This window comes from Acinetobacter chengduensis (genome assembly GCF_003664645.1).
Lineage (GTDB): Bacteria > Pseudomonadota > Gammaproteobacteria > Pseudomonadales > Moraxellaceae > Acinetobacter > Acinetobacter chengduensis.
The window spans coordinates 142,437-162,049 of the sequence record NZ_RCHC01000008.1; the positions used below are offsets into that span (position 1 = coordinate 142,437).

Consider the following 19,613-nt stretch of genomic DNA (forward strand, 5'->3'; position numbering starts at 1 on the left):
TGCACGAAAAAAAGGACAACACATGAAAAATTTTAAAAACAAAGTGGCAGCAATTACAGGCGCAGGTTCAGGTATTGGACAGCAACTGGCAGTTTTATTGGCACAGCAGGGCTGTCATCTTTCATTAAGTGATGTGAATGAGCAAGGCTTGGTTGCGACACTTGAGCTACTTAAAGCCAGTAATGTGCGTGTAACCACCAAAAAAGTGAATGTGGCTAAGCTCGAAGAAGTGCGTGCTTGGGCACAAGATACCGTGCAAAATCATGGTTCAGTGAACATGATTTTTAACAATGCAGGCGTGGCTTTAGGCTCGACGGTGGAAGGTGCAAGCTATGAAGAACTGGAGTGGATTGTAGATATTAACTTTTGGGGTGTGGTTTATGGCACTAAAGAATTTTTGCCTCTCATTAAAAAGAGTGGTGAAGGCCATATTATTAATATTTCGAGCTTATTTGGTTTAACGGCACAGCCAACACAGTCTGCATATAACGCAACTAAATTTGCGGTACGTGGTTTTACCGAGTCGCTACGCCAAGAGCTAGATATGGAAAATAGTGGCGTGAGCGCGCTGTGCGTACACCCAGGCGGTATTCGTACCAATATTGCCAATGCTGCCAAAATGAATGACAGCTTGAAATCGCTTGGTATGAACCCTGAAAAATCAGCAAAAACTTTTAACAAATTGCTTCGTTGCCCACCAGAAGAAGCTGCACGTCAAATTTTAGAAGCGGTACAAAAAGATAAACGTCGCTTATTGATTGGTAACGATGCAAAAACTTTAGATTTAATTCAACGTATTTTACCAACGGGCTATCAAAAAATTACAGCTCTGGCGACCAAAATGGGTAAAGGTAAATAAGCCAACCGTGTAAGCTATGCTCGTATTAAAAGCCCTGCAATCGCAGGGCTTTTTTCTTTTTGATATTCACACAGCTCGAGCGCATTCGTTGTGCAGGAATTTAGTTATCTGAAATCGAGTATAAGAATGTCAAAAACTTGACAGATTGGAATAAGCAAAATGTTCATGATGAGTTCATAGACAAGCAGTCTAAACAATTTTAATAAATGAGGAACTGATCATGGGCTACCAATTTCAACATATTCAAGTTAAACCGATTAATGGGCGTATTGGTGCGGTTATTGAAGGGGTTAAACTCAGTGCAGAACTAGATGATGCTACCGTACACGAAATTAATCAGGCATTGCTTCAGCATAAAGCGATTTTCTTTAAGGGACAACAACATCTAGATGATGCCTCACAAGAAGCCTTTGCTGCACGTTTAGGTACACCACTTAACCATCCGACTGTACCTGTCAAAGATGGTTCGGCGCATATTTTAGAAATCGATTCGCGTGGTGCACGTGCTGATGCATGGCATACCGATATTAGTTTTATTGAAGCTTATCCAAAAGCATCAATTTTACGTAGTGTGGTTGCTCCTGAAGTAGGTGGCAATACAGTTTGGGCCAATACAGCAACTGCGTATGATGACTTGCCTGCAGAGCTAAAAGTACTGGCAGATAGCTTACGCACTGTACATAGCAACAGCTATGACTACGCTGCCAAAGCCAGCGTACCACCAGAAGTTTTGGCGCGTTACAAAAACTATTTCAATTCAACTGAATATGAAACAGAGCATCCTTTGGTTCGTGTACACCCTGAAACGGGTGAAAAAAACCTATTATTAGGGAGCTTCTTTAAAAACTTTGTTGGCTATAGCTCGTCTGAATCACGTCGTTTATATGATTTGTTCCAAGCTTATGTCGAAAAACTAGAAAATATTGTGAGCTGGCGTTGGGATGCAGGTGATATTGCTATTTGGGATAACCGTGCAACACAGCACCGTGCAATCAATGATTATGGCGATCAGCATCGTGTAGTCCGTCGTGTCACTTTGGAAGGTGATATTCCAGTGGGTGTGGATGGCCAGCCAAGTAAAGTACTTCGTAAAGAGGTAAAAGAAGACATTTCAAATCTACGCTATAGCAGTGAAAACGGTATTTATGAAAAAGCGTCATAAACAAAGCTGTTGGCATGTAAAACTTTGCATTTAATATGCAAAACAATACAGAATTAGTGATTCGCTAAGCCTAAATAATCCATCTAATATAGAATAAAACTATATTGGATGGATAATCTTATGCTTAATTCAGAGTTAAATAAAAATATTAAAAATAATGTTTTAAAACGTAATTTTAAAACGTTATCTGAGTGTAAAATTGAGGAAATAAATCGTCATTCTGTGATTAAGAAATATCAAAAAGGCGATTTAATTTTAAATAAAGAAAACTGTAAAGATTCTATTTTTATTTTACTTGATGGGATTATCCAAATTGGATATTTAAGCCCATTGGGGCGTTTTCACGCCTTTAATTATTTTTCAGAAAAAAGCCCAATGAATCTGGCAGTTTGCATTAATCAACAAGCGATTGATTATAACTTTTATGCGTTTAATCAGGTCCGCGTTTTACAGATCCCCATGGTGTTTTTTGAACAAGAAATCAAAAATAACAATAACTTAATGCACGATGCCCTGAGCATTATTAGCGTGCGTATGCAACAGCTTTTAGAGCAAATGAAATTTTTGCAAGTGGCTACTTTACATCAAAAAGTATGTAAGATCATCATAGATTTGTCACAACAATACGGTACGACGCATCACTTAGGCACCGAAATTCAACTGAAAATATCACAGCATGATTTAGCAGATTTATTGTCTTCTTCACGTCAAACCATTAATAAAGAAATTAAACAACTTTCTGCGCTTGGGGTGATTTATTGGCAGTATGAAAATATTATTGTTAAGGATGATGGATATTTAAAGTCACAAGTAAATTGGATTTAGTTTATATTGTAAAAAATAAGATATAAAAATCAATTTTAATTATTTTTTATTATTTAATAAATCAGTCATATTTGTTTTTAAATAAAACAACAGGAAATTAATATGACTATTCAATCCATTAATGTGCGTAACCAAATTAAAGGCACCATTCAAGAAATTGTCAAAGGTGATGTGGTATCTGAAGTTGATGTGATTACCGCATCGGGTATTTTTACTTCGGTGATTACCACGCGTTCTGTAGACGAATTAGATCTTCAAGTTGGCAGCCAAGTGATTGTGCTGATTAAATCGACCGATGTGTCACTTGCGAAACTGTAGGTGAACATTGTTTATGAGCCAGTTCATTATTCAGCCGATACGTTTAGGTACAGTTGCTTTAACACTTTTAAGTGCAAGCATTGGCATCAGCCATGCCGAAACTGATATTGGTCAATTACAACAATAGGTTGCCCAACTAGAGCAATCTTTAAAACAATTAAAATCAGAGTTGGGTCGTATACAAGGGGGAACTGCCACTGCGTCTAAAGCGGTTTCATCGGATGGCACAGATGAACTCAGTGCAACAGATGATACGAGTGCAGAAGAGGATGCGGCTGGACAAAATTTTGTGACTCAAGCAGAGCTTCAAGGTCTGCAAAGTGATATTGAAAACTTTAAATATCAAGTACAGCGTGACCGAGATACCAAAACTGCGCTTTCTACACGCCAATTGTTAATCAATGGCGTTGTACAAGCCAAAGCGTCTTATAGCGATGAAGCGCAATTGGTACAACCACAAGGGCAAAATACGGGTGCTGCGGTCAATAATCGTCGTTCTTCATTTGACTTAGGTGCGGTTCAAATTGGCTTTGCAGGTAATCTGTTTAAAGACTATGAGCAAGGGAAAAACCTCGACTTTAACTTGCGCTTTGGTACTTCTCCGCAAACGGGCACCAACAACAGTTATCTGAATCTGCTCGATGCACAGTTAATTTATAACGTGCTTCCGACTTTAAGTGCGGATACAGGTCGTTTGAGTGTGACCTTGGGGCAGCAACTGTTGCCCTTTGGTCAGGAAGTACAAGCCACCGAAGATTTAAAACCCACTATTAATAATGCGCTATTTAGTTTACCGGGTTATGGCTATGGTTTGGCACTGCGTGAAGTTGGGCTAATTGTCCGTGGCGATGCATTCCCAACCGTGGACTATGGCTATAACTACCGTTCACCAATGCTGAGTTATGCCTTTGGTTTGGTGAATGGTAATGGTGCCAATAAATCAGATGATAATGACGATAAAAACTTTATTGGACGTCTGCGCTATACCTTGCCTGCTGAGTACAACTCATGGTTACGTGAGTTGAGCTTTGGGGTGTCGTGGTATCAGGGTAAGAGCAATTTATTTGATACCACAGGTGCTTCAGCGGCCTTTGCAGGCAAAGGCGATGTACTGCGTAAAGGCTTTGACATCTATTACAACCATCATCCTTTTGGGGTGACCTATGAATATGTGCAGGGTGAAGATCAAACCTTCAATCCGCAGTCGGCAACTGTATATAAGCGAGAAAGTGAATCGCATACTGGCACATTGTTTTGGAACTTTGGTGAACAGTTTGTCAAAGGTTTTCGCAACCAAGGTCGTTATGACGACTGGTGGCCGAAGTCTTATCAAGGATTTTATCGCTTCGACAGTATTGACCGAGATAAAAATGTAGCCAATCAAAGCATTGATATTCATAGCTTAGGGTTAAACGCATTTTTTGCTGAAACCACTAAATTTCAAATCAATTTGAATCACGTGAATAACGAAATTACGAATAAAACCTATAACGAGCTGGTCGCACAGTTGCAATACGGTTTCTAAATTTAAAAATAATGAGGAATATCTTCCATGAAAAAGTGGTCTAAAATTTTATTCAGTGGTGTGATTGCCGTATCGACGCTGGTGCCTGCTGTACACGTTTTTGCAGCCGAAGCCAAACCAGCAGTGATCCGTTTTGCTTCTCCATTGGTGGGTACAGGAAACCGACCAGTAGGCTATGGGAGCTACTATGCAACTACACAAACACTGGGCCTAATTGAAAAAGAATTTCAAAAAGATGGCACAAAAATCCAATGGAACAACTTTAAGGGAGCAGGTCCTGCCATTAATGAATCTTATGCCAATGGTTTAGTCGATATTACATGGTTAGGTGACTTACCAGCCTTGATTGGTAAAGCCAGCCGCTTAGATACCAAATTGATTGCCATTGGTGGAACGCATGACAACACCTACTTGGCGGTGCCTCCGAGTTCTCAAGCCAAAACATGGGCAGATTTAAAAGGTAAACGGATTGGTTTTTATCGCGGTACCAGTGTGCATTTAGCGCTGTATCAAATCATTAAAAAATATGGCTTCACTGAAAAAGACTTCCGCTTTGTGAACGTCGATGGTGCAGTTGGCTATGCCGCATTGGCCAGTGGAGATTTAGACGCAATTTTTAGTAATCAGTCGCTATTTCCAGTGGTTGACCGTGGTATTGCCAAAATTATCTATAGCTCTAAAAAAGAGCCAACCAATTTACAAAGTTCTGGCTATATTTTGGTGAGTTCTAAGTTTGAACAGAAATACCCAGAAACGGTACAGCGCATTGTTAATGTGCTCGTGAAGCAGGCGGCGTGGGAGTCTGAGCAGAAAAACCGTGAGGCGCTATTTAAGCTTTGGTCTAAATCTGGGTTGTCTTATAACACCTTTGTACGTGCCAATGAGGGAGTCGACTTAAAAAAACATAGTGACCCTGTCATTGATGCATCAAGTATTGCCTTACTGAAACAAAAACTCAAAGCGGGTCAGGATTTAAAACTGATTCGAGGCAATTTTGATGTGGATACATGGGTAGAACCTAAGTATGTCAACAACGCAATCAAAAGCCTAAATCTGCAAAACGTATGGGGTAAATAATCACCCCGCGGGTGAAGGAGAAAAATGATGCTCAAGGACATTGAACTGGATGCATCCAAGACTGGACTTGAGCAGGTGGCATCACCTGCATTTAAAAATCTGTACAGTTTTGTGAAAAACAGTAGTGCACTGCGCTGGGTGATTGGTTTGGTATTTCCAGTGTTGCTAGTTTTTTTATGGCAAATTTCCGTGGAAAAAAACTGGGTCAACCCTTTGCTATTGCCTGCACCTGATTTGGTGTGGACTGCGCTAAAAGATTTATACAGCAGTGGCGAACTGTGGACCAATTTAAAAATGAGCCTCAGTCGAATTGCGTATGGTTTTAGTGCGGGAATTATTGTGGCTTTGGCCTTGGGTTTGACCATGGGCCTCTCACGACGAGCTGAGGCTTATATTTGGCCGACATTTAAAATCATTAACTTAGTTCCTGTGGTGGGCTGGATTCCTCTACTCATTTTATTGGTGGGTATTGATGAAGCCTTAAAAATTATTTTGATTGCCAAAGCAACGCTGGTACCCATGACCATTAATGTATTTAAAGGGGTACGTAATATTCCAGTACAGCTGAGCGAAGTTGCGGCGGTGTACCAGCTAAGTCCGTGGTCTAAATTTAAAAACCTCGTTTTACCTGGTGCCTTTCTCAGTTTTATTGGTGGCTTACGTTTATCTTTGGCCAGTGCTTGGGGAACCTTGGTGGCCGTTGAGTTACTGGCTTCCAGTGAAGGCATTGGCTACTTAATGGTGTATGGACGGCAAATTTTTCAGTTAGATGTGGTTCTGGCTACAGTTATTGTGATTGGTCTGGTGGGTTTTGTATTTGATGCCGTCATTCGTTTATTACAACGTCAGTTCAGTGCGTGGAATCAGCACAATTAAATGGAGTAGGACACATGAAAAAATTTGATTATCGTGGTGCAGTCATTCCATTGGCTTTGTTACTGATTTGGCAAGTGACCTCTACATTTGCTTGGGTAGATGCAGCCTTATTGCCTGCGCCCAAAGTGGTACTGGCGGTGTTAATAGAGGCTGTACAATCTGGTGAGCTATATGAAAATGTCGTATCGAGTTTATTACGCAATACGGCTGGGTTTGTGATTGGAGGTGTGTTAGGAGCTACATTAGGCTTGTTCTTAGGGCTGAATGTCTGGTTAGACCGTATCTTTTCACCCACCTTAAATGCAATTAAACATGTGGCGATTTTTGCATGGATTCCTTTAATGATTATGTGGTTTGGCAATGCCGAAAAATCAAAAGTCATTTTTATTGCGTTAGTGGTGTTTTATCCAGTGTTTTTTAATACCTATGATGGCGTGAAAAATGTGCCGAGCAAAGTAAAAGAAGTGGCGCTGATTTTTAAACTGAGTCCAGCACAACGCTTTTTAAAAGTGATTTTACCTGCCGCAGCGCCCAGCATTTTTGCAGGTTTAAATATTGCCTTGGTATTTTCTTGGGTGGCTACGGTTGGAGCAGAATACTTTTTTATTGCCGCGCCAGGTGTCGTTAACCCTATTTTAGATGGGCAAAATCTTTTCCAAATGGAAGTTGTGCTCTACGGTATGTTGATCATTGGTGTGGTGGGTCTGCTGTTTTCTAAAGCTGCACAATATTTTGAAAATTACAATCTGCGCTGGCGTCAGGGCACACATAAATAAAAACATGAGGATATAGACATGAATCAAGTAGTCAATTTTTCCAGCCCAGTCAAAGGTCAGGTACAGATCCAACAACTCAATAAGTTTTTCCCAAAAGACGGTGAGCAACTACAGGTATTAGAGCATATTAATTTAAACATTCAGTCGGGTGAGTTTATTAGTATTGTGGGCAGTAGTGGTTGCGGTAAATCGACCCTATTGCGCTTATTGGTTGGCTTAGATGCCGAATTTCAGGGTACGATTCTAATTGATGGGGAGCCTGTGAAGGGCACCAGCTTGGAACGTGGGATTGTCTTTCAAGATCACCGCTTATTTCCATGGTTGAACGTCGAACAGAATGTGGCGTTGGCTCTAGAAAAAAGCCCGCTTTCTAAGGCAGAAAAACAAGAATTAATTGATTACCATTTGGAGTTGGTACAACTCAGTGCCTTTAAAAAGGCTTATCCGAGTCAGCTTTCTGGTGGTATGAGTCAACGGGTTGCGATAGCGCGAAGTTTAGTGAACCGACCGCAAATTTTACTGCTCGATGAGCCTTTTGGGGCATTAGATGCATTAACACGCGCAAATCTACAGCAAGAGCTACAACGGATTTGGCAGACCGAAAAAATCACCAGTATCCTAGTCACGCATGATGTAGAAGAAGCTGTTTTGCTGGGAGATCGTGTGGTGGTGATGGAGCCACATCCGGGGCGAATTAAACGTATTGTTTCTGTTGATTTAGAACGTCCACGTAAGCGCGAAGACTTCCGATTAGCGGCCATTAAAAATGATATTCTGCGCGACTTCCAAGATGTGGAAGACAGTCTACCCCATGAGCTAGAGCAGTTTAAACTGGCATGGTAACAGTCATGTCAAAATTAGATTGACCATCAAAAAAGCCCGTATTGTGCGGGTTTTTTTGATGGCTCAGTTTCACTGGATTGATGTTTTGATTTGCTTAGGAGGCTTGAGCCTGCTGGCGTTGTAATACGTGCTGATTTTCAGGACGCTTCAAACCTAAGTTTTCGCGTAAAGTGGTGCCTTCATATTCAGTACGGAATAAGCCACGACGTTGTAGTTCTGGCACAATCAGTTCTACAAAATCCACTAAGCCAGCTGGTGTGGAAGGGGGAAGCACATTAAAGCCGTCAGCAGCTTCATTTTCAAACCATTCCTGTAGCTGATCGACCACTTGTTCGGGCGTGCCAATTAAGGTCCAATGGCCACGTGCAGAGGCGATATATTCATATAGTTGGCGAATGCTAAACTGATGCTTTTGTGCAATCTCAATCATCATCTGCTGACGGCTAGTAAAGTTGATTTGGCTTTGGTCCAGTTTGGGAAAAGGAGCATCTAAATCAAATTGCGATAAATCGATATGCCCAGCCAAACCAGATAAAAGACCTAAGCCCACATCAGGGTGAATTAAACTGTTCAAAAGCTGATATTTTTCCTGCGCTTCTTGTTCGGTTTTCGCGACAAACACAGAAACTCCAGGCATGATTTTGAGATCATCGGCATGGCGACCATATTTTGCTAAACGGGATTTAACATCTCGATAGAAAGCTTGGGCATCTTTTAAGTCTTGTTGTGCCGTAAAAATTACTTCGGCGTATTTGGCTGCCAGTTCACGACCATTTTCAGATTGACCTGCTTGTACAATGACAGGATAACCCTGTGGTGGGCGAGGCACATTGAGTGCACCCTGTATCTTAAAGTATTTGCCATGATGTAAAGGTTCATGCAATTTTTCGGCATCAAAAAATTGCCCACTGTGCTTGTTATAGAGAAAAGCATCATCTTCCCATGAATCCCATAATTTTTGCGTAACTTCGATAAATTCATCAGCACGTTCATAGCGTATAGTTGCATCTGGATGGGCATTTGCACCAAAGTTACGTGCCGTGTCGGGAGAGATGGTGGTGACAACATTCCATGCGGCACGACCTCGACTAATATGGTCTAAAGAGGAGAATTTTCGTGCCAGTAAATACGGTTCTTCATAGGTGGTTGAGGCTGTAGCAATAAAGCCGATATGTTGAGTGACCGCTGACAATGCAGCAAATAAGGTCACAGGTTCAAAACCGACGACTTTGTCGGTATAACCAATACTATTTTTATGTTGTGAGGAACCATGACTCCAATTTACAGAGAGACCATCTGCTAGAAAGTAGGCATCAAATAAGCCTTGTTCTGCTGTTTTTGCCAGTTCAATCGCATAGTCGAGATTTAGATGATCTTGTGGGCGTGATTCTGGATGGCGCCAGCCAGCAGCATGTTGTGATGTTGTTGGAATAAAAGCGCCCAATTTAATTTTTCGTTGTGTCATGAATTAGCCTTGTTATTGCTATCTATGTTGGATAAAGCGGTTATAACAAGGAATCAAAACCATGATAAATACAATAAAATTGAATTCTTATCAGGAATACGCATGAAGCGCTGAACATTGGATTTACGAGTTTTTTAGTCAGAATAAATTCATGCTTCGCAGAGATATTAGACCAGCTTCTGGACAGCTTTCTTTTTCCAAACCAACTGATAATACAGGCCTTGCATAATACACAGGCTCACAAAGGCCAGCGCATAAGCATACCAAATACCTTTTAAGCCCCACCATTCGCTAAATAAGTAAGCACAGGGCACTTCAACCGCAACAATGGCCACAATATTAATCACCATTGGAATGGTCACCGTACCGCTGGCACGCATAATGGAAGCAAAAATAGCACTAGCACCAAAGAAAATAATGGACCAAAGCACAATAAATAAAAGCTCTTGACCGAGTACGACCACCTTCGGATCTGTAATAAACAGCGCCATCAGATATTTAGAGAATAAATAGGCCAAAATTACCAGCGTGCCTGTAAAGAACAGATTCATCCATAGGGCGGTACGTTTGACTTTATTGAGCAGATTGGCGTGGCCTGCGCCAATGGCTTGAGCCGCAAATATAGAGGCTGCAATTGAAATCGACAGTGCAGGGAACTGAATATAATTGAGCACCTGATTGACCGTACCATAGGCTGCGGTGGCATCTGCGCCGTAACGGTTAACCAAACCTACAATCACCAGACCAGCAACTGATGTTGTGACCATTTGAATCCCTGTAGGAATGCCTAAGCGTAAAATGATTTTGCTGAGTTCGGGTTGGTAGCGGATCTGACTTAATAACGATGCATCTAAACGTAACGGATGTTTCTTTTTATTTAAGTAAATATACAGAAAAACCAAGGCAATTAAGAAACCAGTAGACGTTGCAATTGCGGGCGCAATAATCCCCAGCTGTGGAAATCCAAATTTACCTGTAATCAAAATAGGGGTAATGATTAATCCTGTTCCGATGGTCATTCCTGAAGCAATCAGTGGCGTTGTGCTGTCACCTACACCACGTAAAATTGAAGTATAAATAATATAAATAAACAGCAATGGACTCCCTGCAAGCATCCATTGCACATAGGGAATAGATAGATGTAAAACATCGGGATCCGTACCGAGTGCCAGTAAAATATATTTAGCACAGACCACCCCGAATATAGCAATCAGCGTACCGCCAATCAGGGTCATAAAGAGCGTGGTGCCTACAACACGTTGGACTTTCTCTAGATTATTTGCTCCCCATGCCTGACCGACTAATACTGTCGCACCAGAAGAGAGACCAATCACAAAAGCCATCAAACAAAACAAAATCGGGAAAAATACTGACACGGCTGCAATGGCATGCACACCTAGCATTTGCCCAACAAAGACCGTATTCACTGTGCCCGACAGATTTTGCAAAATATTGGTGGCAATCAGCGGGATGAGGAAAAATAAAAAAGATTTCCATAAGGTCTGTTGGCTGTCGATGGGCCGATGTTGGGACATGTGCAATCCTGTGCTGTATTTTTTTTAAACTACGGATCTAACCTTAACAGGTCTGGATTAAAAAAGGCTTATTGATCAAGTAATTTCATTTGTTGTTTTGCAACCAGCCGTATTGGAGCCAAGCTTATACTTGACTCAGAATCTCGCCTGCTTGGCGGAGTGTTTGATCCTTTTTAGCAAAGCAAAAACGTATCAAACGTAAGCCTTCAGGGGGCTTTTGATAGAATGCTGATACAGGAATAGCCACAATTTTATGCTGTTCAGCCAAATATTGGCACATTTCGCTGTCATTGAGGTCGGGTCGAATTGCACTGTAATCGAGGTTTTGAAAATAAGTGCCTGTAGAAGGACGCCATTGAAAACGTGAGTTTTGCAGACCCGCATTAAATAAATCGCGTTTGGCTTGGTAAAAGCTCGCAAGTTCTGCAATATGCTCAGGATGCTTTTGCATAAAGTTGGCTAAGGCCATTTGTATCGGAGTCACACCGCAGAAATTGGTAAATTGATAAACCTGTCGAAATAATGCCATGAGAGCTTTAGAGGCAATACAGTAACCTGTTTTCCAACCTGTGACATGGAAGGTTTTACCAAAAGAGCCGACCACAAAACTGCGCTCACGAAGTTCTGGAAATGACAGTGCCGAATAATGGTGCTGGCCATCATAAATTAAATGTTCATAGACCTCATCTGATAGCACAATAATCTGTGTATCTTTAATCAAATCAATTAAGGCGAGCCAATCTGACTTTGCCCAAACTGCACCTGTAGGATTATGCGGTGTATTCACAATAATCATACGGGTTTTTGGGCCAATGGCTTGCTGCACAGCAGACCAATCGACTTCAAAGGTTGGGGTTTTTAGGTTGAGATGAATCGGAACACCACCAGCTAATTTTACGCTTGGAGCATAGCTGTCATAGCTGGGGTCAAAAATAATCACTTCATCACCAGCATGTACAATGGCTTGAATGGCACTGAATATGCCAATCGTTGCACCCGGTGTAATGGTCATTTCGGTGATAGGATCTAGACTCAATTGATCGCGCTGTTGAAATATTTTAAGCAACTGTTCACGCAGAGCAACAAGACCATCGCTAGGCGCATATTGATTAAATCCATCTTGCGTGGCCTGACTTAAAGCCTCTAAAAGCGCAGGCGGGGCTGGAAAGTCTGGAAAGCCTTGCGATAAATTGAGTGCATTTAAGCGCTGTGCCATTGCACTCATCACGCTAAAAATAGTCACGCCTTGTGCAGGAAGCTTGGATTCAATCTGGATCATGCCGATGACATTGATAAATAATAAGATAAGCCAGTTTAGCAGTGTACACCCATGGCTAAAAGCGGAATTAAAGATAATCTTATGCAGTAAAATATGGCCAGATGAGCGCTAAAAATTCAAATTAGCAAAAAATAACTAGACTAAAAAAACAGCATTTCATAGAATGCGCGCATAAATAAAATAATCAAAAATTAAAAATGCTCAAAACAATATATTCAATCATTGAGAATTTTGGTCTCAGTGTACAAAAGCGTGCGCTCCATATTTACTTTTCCAATGAAGTACTCAATCCCCAAGTCTTTATTCAACGTATCGATGGTGAACACCGTATTAACCAAGGCCTCAGTGCAAATTTACTGTGTCTATCAACCAACGCTCACATTCCATTAAAGCAGTTTATTGGCAGTCGTGTTGCGATAGACCAAGTAACGGACTTCGGACAACTCTACCGTACTACGGGCATTATTACTGCGGCCAGCCAAGGGCAAAGTGATGGAGCACTCACGGTTTATCAATTGACCTTAGAAGATGCGACGGCTTTATGGCACAAGCGCCGTAATAGTCGTGTCTTTATGAACAAAAGTGTACGTGACATTACGGAAATTCTGTTTAGTGAATGGCAACAAAAAAGTGCCTTATTTGCATCCAGCCTAAGTTTAAATTTAGAGGGTCTCAGTCGTGAATACGCCGTGCGCCCCTTTAGTATGCAAGCCAACGAGAGCGATTATGAATTTCTCACACGGCTATGGCGTAGCGAGGGCATGAATTGGCTTATTGATGAAAAAGAGCTGACTGTGCCTGTTTCAGTAAGTCCAATACAAGCGCAGGTCTTACGTTTAATTGATCATAATCAGGTGTTTGAAGTTTTAGCACGCCAGTCAATACGCTTTCATCGCAGTCATGCGACCGAGCGAATGGACACCATTACCAGTTTTGTTGCACAGCGGTTTTTACAATCTACAGCGGTACAAACACAGCGTTGGCAAGCGCAGTCTTTGGCACAAGATCAAAGTAATCCGCTGTTAAGTACACATGCTTATAGTGAACAACATGACAACGAAATGCTGAGTCTAGAACAAGTATGGACGCTGAGTTCGGCATGGACCAGCGATCTCAATGGTGAAGACCAGGCCACGCAATCAGGCCCAGCACAATTGGAACAAGCCAATTTACAACTCAACCAATATCAAGCATTAACGGCCAAATATTTTATTGCTCATAGTAGTGTACGTGATGCACAGGTGGGATATTGGTTTCGTTTAACAGATCATCCAGAAATTAATCAGCATGAAGGCTCAGATTGTGAGTTCTTAATTTTAGGCAAAAAATTTTATAACCAAAATAACTTGCCTAAAGATATTGAGATCCAGTTGGAAAGCCTATTAATCCGCAGTCGTTGGCAAGCATTGATTGAAGAACGCCAAGCCAATGAACTTTATGTCGTGCGCCGTACGATCGCGGTCGTGCCTGAGTATGATCCATTACAGCATCGCCCGATGGCTTATCCGCAACGTGCCAAAGTGGTTGGTCCAGAAGGAGAAAGTATTCATGTAGATGCATGGGGGCGAATTAAAGTTCGGTTTAACTTTACACGAACGGATGACCACAGCCATGACGGAGGTGCGGGCAGTAACGACAATGATACGGACTCTGCTTGGGTAGATGTGCTCACCCCATGGGCGGGTGAAGGCTATGGCGCACGCTTTCATCCACGGATTGGGGAAATCGTGGTAATTGACTTTTTTGAAGGGGATGTCGATCGGCCCTTTGTAGTGGGGCGTATTCATGAGGCAGAACGCCACCAGACTATGTTTGATGTCAAAGGTCAGCTACCAGATACCAAAAAGCTCAGTGGTATTCGTTCGCAAGAAGTTGGGGGAAGTGGTTTTAACCAACTGCGTTTTGATGACACGACTGGGCAAATTAGTACACAGCTACAAAGTAGCCATGCAGCAACGCAGTTAAATTTAGGTAATTTGAGCCATCCTAAAGATAAAGAACAAAGCTATGGTCGCGGTGAGGGTTTCGAATTACGCACGGATGCTTTTGGTGCTGTTCGAGCAGGTCGTGGCATGCTGATTAGTACCTATGCGCAAGAAAATGCAATAGCGGATCATTTAGAGGCAACCAAAGCTCAGGCCTTGCTGAGCCAAGGTCAGGAGAGTATGAAAATGCTCAGCAGTATTGCCGTGAAACAGCAAACTGATGCACTGAATGTCATTGGGCGATTACCTAAACTGATTCAGTCGCTAGAAATTAAAAGTACTTCAGATGCAGTAATCACCACGCTAAGTTTGTTTAAAGATAACTTGGTGCAAGATCCACTCAGCGCTTTAAAAAATTGCAAAGGTTTTATTCAGGATATTGGTGCGATTACCAAAGATGTGCAAGGCACTGTTAAGCAATTCAAAGCATATTTTGATGATGCTGAAGACGCTTTTGATAATTTGAAAGAGGTGATTCAAAACCTTGAAGATCATGGAACAGATCAGCTACAGGATCGGGTAAAAAATTTAAGAAGCCAGCTAAAAAATGATCCACTCAAGGTACTTAAAGAAGTGGGAAAAATTGTTGAGGATATAAAAATTAATCCTGATGAAATGATCATAGGGGGTGGATTTGGAAAACCCGAAATTTTTATGCCAACTCAAGCTTTAGAACATGTTAAAGGGTTCATGGAAAGTTATAGCCAGAACATAGAAAGCTCATCAGATCCAGAACAGCAGGAACAGGGTAAATTATTTAGGCAAGCTTTGATGTTATTGGCTTCACCTAATGGCATTGCAATGACAACACCTGAAGATATTGTATTGCAGGCTTCACAGGATATTGCCTTGAGCGCGCAAGGTTCTGTGAATATTAGTGCGCAGAAAAATATAGTGAGTCATGCACAAGACAAAATTAGTTTATTTGCAGCTCAGAGGGGATTGAGTGCTTATGCAGCCAAAGGAAAATTAGAGTTACAAGCACAGGATGATGCGCTTGAAGCCATTGCACGTAAAGTGATTAAACTGATTTCTACTGAAGATAAGATTGAAATAACCAGTCCGAAGGAAATAGTGCTGACGGCTGGTGGCTCACAACTGAAAATTAATGGCAGTGGAATATTTACGACAACAGGTGGCAAGTTTGAAAGTAAGGCTGGGCAACATAGTTTTGTGGGGGGAGAAACTATAAATGCACAGTTACCTAAATTAGCAAAGAATGGGATTTTTAGTCGGAGATTTGACTTTAAAGATCTAATTTCTCAAGAGTTATTAGAAAATGGGTTTAAATATAAAGTTATAAATAAAGATAAAAATACGGAATTTATAGGGATGCTTGACAAAGATGCACGTACTCAAAGAATCTTTAGTGATAATCCTGACAATATAGAAATAAGATTATTAGGAAAATCTGAGATTGATTCGGATAAATTAGTTCTTATTGAGGAAAATATTTCTCAGGATAAGTTAGATCATTTAAATGAAGCATGTTGTGGTGGTCATGATGATGAGCATAAGCATGATGCTGAAGAAATTGATGATAATAGCTTAGAAGCTGATTTTAAAAGTTTTGGAATTTAAAGGTAAGGTTATGAGAAAAATAATAAAAATTTTGGCTATTATTATGTTTTTAAATAGTTCTGCATTATATGCAGAAAGTTCGAAAGAATGTATGAGTTATTGGAATCTGCCAATTAAAAAGATAGAGGTACTTGAAGAAGTTGAATGTGAAGATATTTGGAATTTTGGTAAAGATAAAAGCAGTTTAAATCGTTTGCAAGTAGTTAATAACTTGAATCTAAAAACTAAAAATTCACAATGGTTATCAACGGGCCAGTGTCAAAAAATATCATATGATAAAAAAATATATAATATTTACAATACAGAGTACAAAGAATATGGGCACAATATTTGGTTAATATATGATGAAAAAAATGCTTTTGCATATTTTAGAAAAATAAATATTAAAGATCAATCAGTGGTTTTAAGTTGTAATGAGGTTGGTCAAAATAAAGAATTAAAATTTATACTTAATAGCTATTTAAAAAATAATACATCAGTCAGTATGGAAAAATATAAAGCTAATGATTGGTACAAAGAGTAATAATAATGAAAAAAACAATCACTTTTAAGGATGGGACTTCTAGGAATTTTGAAACTAATTTATCAGGTTTTATTGAAGCTGTTAGCTTTAAAGAATGCTCATCAGATTTATCGTTGTCATTAAATCATCCAGTAAATATTAAGTGTGCAAAAAAGATTAATGATGCTGGGTATTTAGGTTTATTTCAATGGGGAGAGTCTGCACTCTATGAGTTAGGATATTATTTGGGGGATAAAGGAATTTCTTATGAAGATATTAAAAATGTAAAGAGAGGATCTACTTTACATGAAAATTGGAAGGGGCAATTTGACTCTAATAATTGGTCAGGTAAGTGGTCAGGTAAAAAAAATATAAATTCAAAAGTTGAGTTTTTGAATAACCCTGAAATTCAGTATGGAGTCATAAAAGAATGGATTAATTATTTATGTAAACAGATTCGAAATAATAATTTAAATGAGCATTTTGGTAGGACAGTTCAAGGTGTAGAGGTCAATGAGTCTGGAGTTATTGCCGGAATGCATTTGGTTGGTATTGGAGGTTTAGGGGCTTTTTTAGGTGTTTCAAAATTTTCTGGTCATAAACAAACAGATGGCAATGGAACACATATTAAAAAATATATTCAAGACTTTGGTGGATTTGACCTAGAGCAGTGTTGCAATCGAAAAATATATATAAATTTGAAAGACAAAAATGAAAATGCATTAATAAATAAAGAAGTTACAGTTGTATCAATATATTCAGGAAAATCTTTCTCTGCTGAGACGAAGGTTCGAGTTAAAAGTGACGAAAAGGGTAGTCTCCCTGTAATTGTTAGGCATCCATCAACTGAGATTAAAATTGTAGCTGATGGTAAAGAATCTAATCCTATTATTCAAAAAGCTGATCAAAAACAAATTGCAACCTTAAAAGATTTTGATGTTTCAATGTTTCAAGCGAGTTTAGAAGAAAATAATACGCCACAATCAAAGCCTCAGTCTACAAAAACACCTCAAGAAGTAAGAAAAGAACAGAATTCATCTGAAGAAAAAAAAGAGGTAGTTACTGGAAATATAAAAGATGTGAGTTTTAATATTCAAATTGTAGAAGAGGATACAAGGAAAGCTATTTCTAATATGGGTTTTTACTTAATTTATAAAGGGAATATAAAAAAGCATACGGCTGATTCGTCAGGGACTAAAAAAGGGATAGTAGCTGAAGTAGGTGAAGATATTGAGGTTACAGTATCTGGAGCTGGTCAAACACAAAAAATACATCATTTAAAAGTTGAACAGTCTTTATCTAATCAAACTATTAAAATTAAATTACCTGTATGTTCTTTTAAAATCAATGTTAAAGAAAATAATAAAAATGTAACAAATACACTAGTGAGTATTTTCTATAGAAATAAGCAAATTTCGAAAAGAACAGATAGTAATGGAGATGTTAGTGTCAAAATGCTTTTGGGTTTTGTTTTTGGCTTTGGTATAAAAAATAAAGAGTTGGAAAAGCTTCGTGTTTTGAAAGGAATACCAATTAGGCATTTTAAAGTTAATGAAGGATTTGTAAAAGCTTCAAAGCTTTATGAAATTGCCGATCAAAAGCGTAAGGAAGCAGATGAACTTAAGAAAAAATCTGACCAAAAGCAACAACAAGATGCTCAGGAAAAAAAGGCAAAAGAACAGGCTGAAAAAGCAAAATTAGAAGCAGGAAAAAATCAGCCTATTCAAGATAATACATACACCGAAAATGGTGGTAAGCCACTTACAACTGCTAGCAATCAGTCTCCACCTACAAGTGATACGACACGTTATCATATTTACTATGATGGTAAGATTAAGCGTGAAAATAAGGCTGCTACTGGTTATGCAGAATTTATTTACTATGATCCAGCGGGAAGATTTTATAATTTAGGTAAGTCTCAATTTGTAGTGGCTGATAAATGGCAATCAAAAGGTGTTAAGGCAGGTGGTAATACATATTTGATTGATCAACGTAAACATAAATATTACAAAAGTGGATCTTTAGGTTATAAGTGGAATATTATTAGTGGTGATGGTCGGTATTATTTATCAGGATTATCAATGTCTGCAGTTCTTGGTGCTATGTGTAATTTGGGTTATGCCGAATATATCGGATCTGGATTTAGTTGTAGGGATGGTTCCCCAGGTGAAAGTGTAAGTCATTTGAATGGTATAAATGGTGATTTTAGATATATAGCTATTAATAATAGACATATGACAGAAGTAACATATACTTCTCATGATCATTTTGATTGGAATAAAAATGTCGCTTTTGTTGAAGAGTTATTTAAATTTGGCTATAAATTGTTTGGCTCACATCCAGTGAAAATTAAAAAAAATGCATTATTGCCTCATTCGCAGTCATGGAAGGATCATAATCATCATATTCACCTACATGACTTTTCTCCAAAAGTGGAAGATTTATAATGAAAAAAAAATCATTTTTTACTACAAGTTTTTTAATATACTTTTTATTAATAGCATGCACAGAAAAATCAAAGAGTGAAGTTGAAGTTATACGAAATGATAATGTAAATTCTATATTTACTGAAAATGGTTTTGGTGGAGTGGAAGTAAATCAAAGAATTAACGATGAATTTATTGAAATTGAAAATAGTAGAGTAGATAATTGTTTTTTTGCTAAAAATAGAAAAATAAAATCTGATGTAGATTTTCAAGTTCTTAATAATAAAATTTCAGTAATTTCTTCAAATCAACTCGGAGTTTCTACGAATCTAGGAATTAAAGTAGGGGATGAAGAAAGTAAAATTTATGAAAAATATAAGAATTCAGTGATTGATAAAAAAATAAATCCATATGGTGAATCTCAAAATGATTATTCAATTATTATTTGGAATCATGATAAAACAAAGGGTACACGGTATGATATCGAAAGCAAAAAAATTATAGGTATAAAAGTAGGTGATACTAACCTAACTTTAATGGAAGGTTGTGCTTAAACATTTTTAAATAAATAAAGCCGAC

General features: G+C 39.1%; 16 protein-coding genes. 13 read left to right on the top strand and 3 right to left on the bottom strand.

Features of this window, described 5'->3' with window-relative positions; all coding sequences use genetic code 11:
- Positions 1–22: 22 nt before the first annotated feature.
- From D9K81_RS09130 to D9K81_RS09170, 9 genes are all read left to right on the top strand, one after another.
- Positions 23–859 carry an SDR family NAD(P)-dependent oxidoreductase gene (locus D9K81_RS09130; RefSeq protein WP_120375714.1) on the top strand — a complete coding sequence of 279 codons (837 nt, stop codon included), beginning with the start codon at positions 23–25 and terminating at the stop codon, positions 857–859.
- Between the two features lie 220 nt (positions 860–1,079).
- Entirely contained in the window at positions 1,080–2,021 is a 942-nt protein-coding gene (locus D9K81_RS09135; RefSeq protein ID WP_120375715.1) for a TauD/TfdA dioxygenase family protein, read from the top strand.
- A 108-nt stretch (positions 2,022–2,129) separates the two neighbouring features.
- The gene (locus D9K81_RS09140) at positions 2,130–2,846 is read left to right on the top strand and encodes a Crp/Fnr family transcriptional regulator (protein WP_120375716.1); all 717 of its coding nucleotides are present in this window, start codon (positions 2,130–2,132) and stop codon (positions 2,844–2,846) included.
- 102 nt (positions 2,847–2,948) lie between these two features.
- On the top strand, positions 2,949–3,164 hold the full coding sequence (locus D9K81_RS09145; protein WP_120375717.1) for a TOBE domain-containing protein: 216 nt from the start codon (positions 2,949–2,951) through the stop codon (positions 3,162–3,164).
- Between the two features lie 169 nt (positions 3,165–3,333).
- On the top strand, positions 3,334–4,689 hold the full coding sequence (locus D9K81_RS09150; protein WP_235831039.1) for an OprO/OprP family phosphate-selective porin: 1,356 nt from the start codon (positions 3,334–3,336) through the stop codon (positions 4,687–4,689).
- Between the two features lie 27 nt (positions 4,690–4,716).
- Positions 4,717–5,766 carry an ABC transporter substrate-binding protein gene (locus D9K81_RS09155; protein WP_120375719.1) on the top strand — a complete coding sequence of 350 codons (1,050 nt, stop codon included), beginning with the start codon at positions 4,717–4,719 and terminating at the stop codon, positions 5,764–5,766.
- Positions 5,767–5,790: 24 nt separating this feature from the next.
- Entirely contained in the window at positions 5,791–6,642 is an 852-nt protein-coding gene (locus D9K81_RS09160) for an ABC transporter permease (RefSeq protein ID WP_227602066.1), read from the top strand.
- A 14-nt stretch (positions 6,643–6,656) separates the two neighbouring features.
- The gene (locus D9K81_RS09165; RefSeq protein WP_120375721.1) at positions 6,657–7,418 is read left to right on the top strand and encodes an ABC transporter permease; all 762 of its coding nucleotides are present in this window, start codon (positions 6,657–6,659) and stop codon (positions 7,416–7,418) included.
- Between the two features lie 18 nt (positions 7,419–7,436).
- Positions 7,437–8,261: an ABC transporter ATP-binding protein gene (locus D9K81_RS09170; protein WP_120375722.1), complete on the top strand. Its 825-nt coding sequence runs from the start codon at positions 7,437–7,439 to the stop codon at positions 8,259–8,261.
- Positions 8,262–8,355: 94 nt separating this feature from the next.
- Here D9K81_RS09170 and D9K81_RS09175 read toward each other — a convergent pair whose 3' ends face one another.
- From D9K81_RS09175 to D9K81_RS09185, 3 genes are all read right to left on the bottom strand, one after another.
- Complete coding sequence (locus tag D9K81_RS09175; protein WP_120375723.1) at positions 8,356–9,726, bottom strand: LLM class flavin-dependent oxidoreductase; 1,371 nt, start codon at positions 9,724–9,726, stop codon at positions 8,356–8,358.
- A 167-nt stretch (positions 9,727–9,893) separates the two neighbouring features.
- Positions 9,894–11,261, bottom strand: coding sequence for an MATE family efflux transporter (locus D9K81_RS09180; RefSeq protein ID WP_120375724.1), 1,368 nt, complete (start codon positions 11,259–11,261; stop codon positions 9,894–9,896).
- Positions 11,262–11,385: 124 nt separating this feature from the next.
- Entirely contained in the window at positions 11,386–12,540 is a 1,155-nt protein-coding gene (locus D9K81_RS09185; RefSeq protein ID WP_120375725.1) for a methionine aminotransferase, read from the bottom strand.
- A 197-nt stretch (positions 12,541–12,737) separates the two neighbouring features.
- On the opposite strand from D9K81_RS09185, the gene D9K81_RS09190 reads away from it, so the two are divergent.
- From D9K81_RS09190 to D9K81_RS09205, 4 genes are read left to right on the top strand one after another with little or no spacing between them, the layout of a single operon-like run.
- Positions 12,738–16,106: a type VI secretion system Vgr family protein gene (locus tag D9K81_RS09190; protein ID WP_120375726.1), complete on the top strand. Its 3,369-nt coding sequence runs from the start codon at positions 12,738–12,740 to the stop codon at positions 16,104–16,106.
- 10 nt (positions 16,107–16,116) lie between these two features.
- Positions 16,117–16,629 (top strand): hypothetical protein, encoded by a 513-nt coding sequence (locus tag D9K81_RS09195; RefSeq protein ID WP_227602067.1) that lies wholly within the window; start codon positions 16,117–16,119, stop codon positions 16,627–16,629.
- Between the two features lie 5 nt (positions 16,630–16,634).
- Positions 16,635–19,055 carry a hypothetical protein gene (locus tag D9K81_RS09200; protein WP_120375728.1) on the top strand — a complete coding sequence of 807 codons (2,421 nt, stop codon included), beginning with the start codon at positions 16,635–16,637 and terminating at the stop codon, positions 19,053–19,055.
- Positions 19,055–19,588, top strand: coding sequence for a hypothetical protein (locus D9K81_RS09205; protein ID WP_120375729.1), 534 nt, complete (start codon positions 19,055–19,057; stop codon positions 19,586–19,588). The genes D9K81_RS09200 and D9K81_RS09205 overlap by 1 nt, the downstream gene beginning before the upstream one ends.
- Positions 19,589–19,613 lie beyond the last annotated feature (25 nt).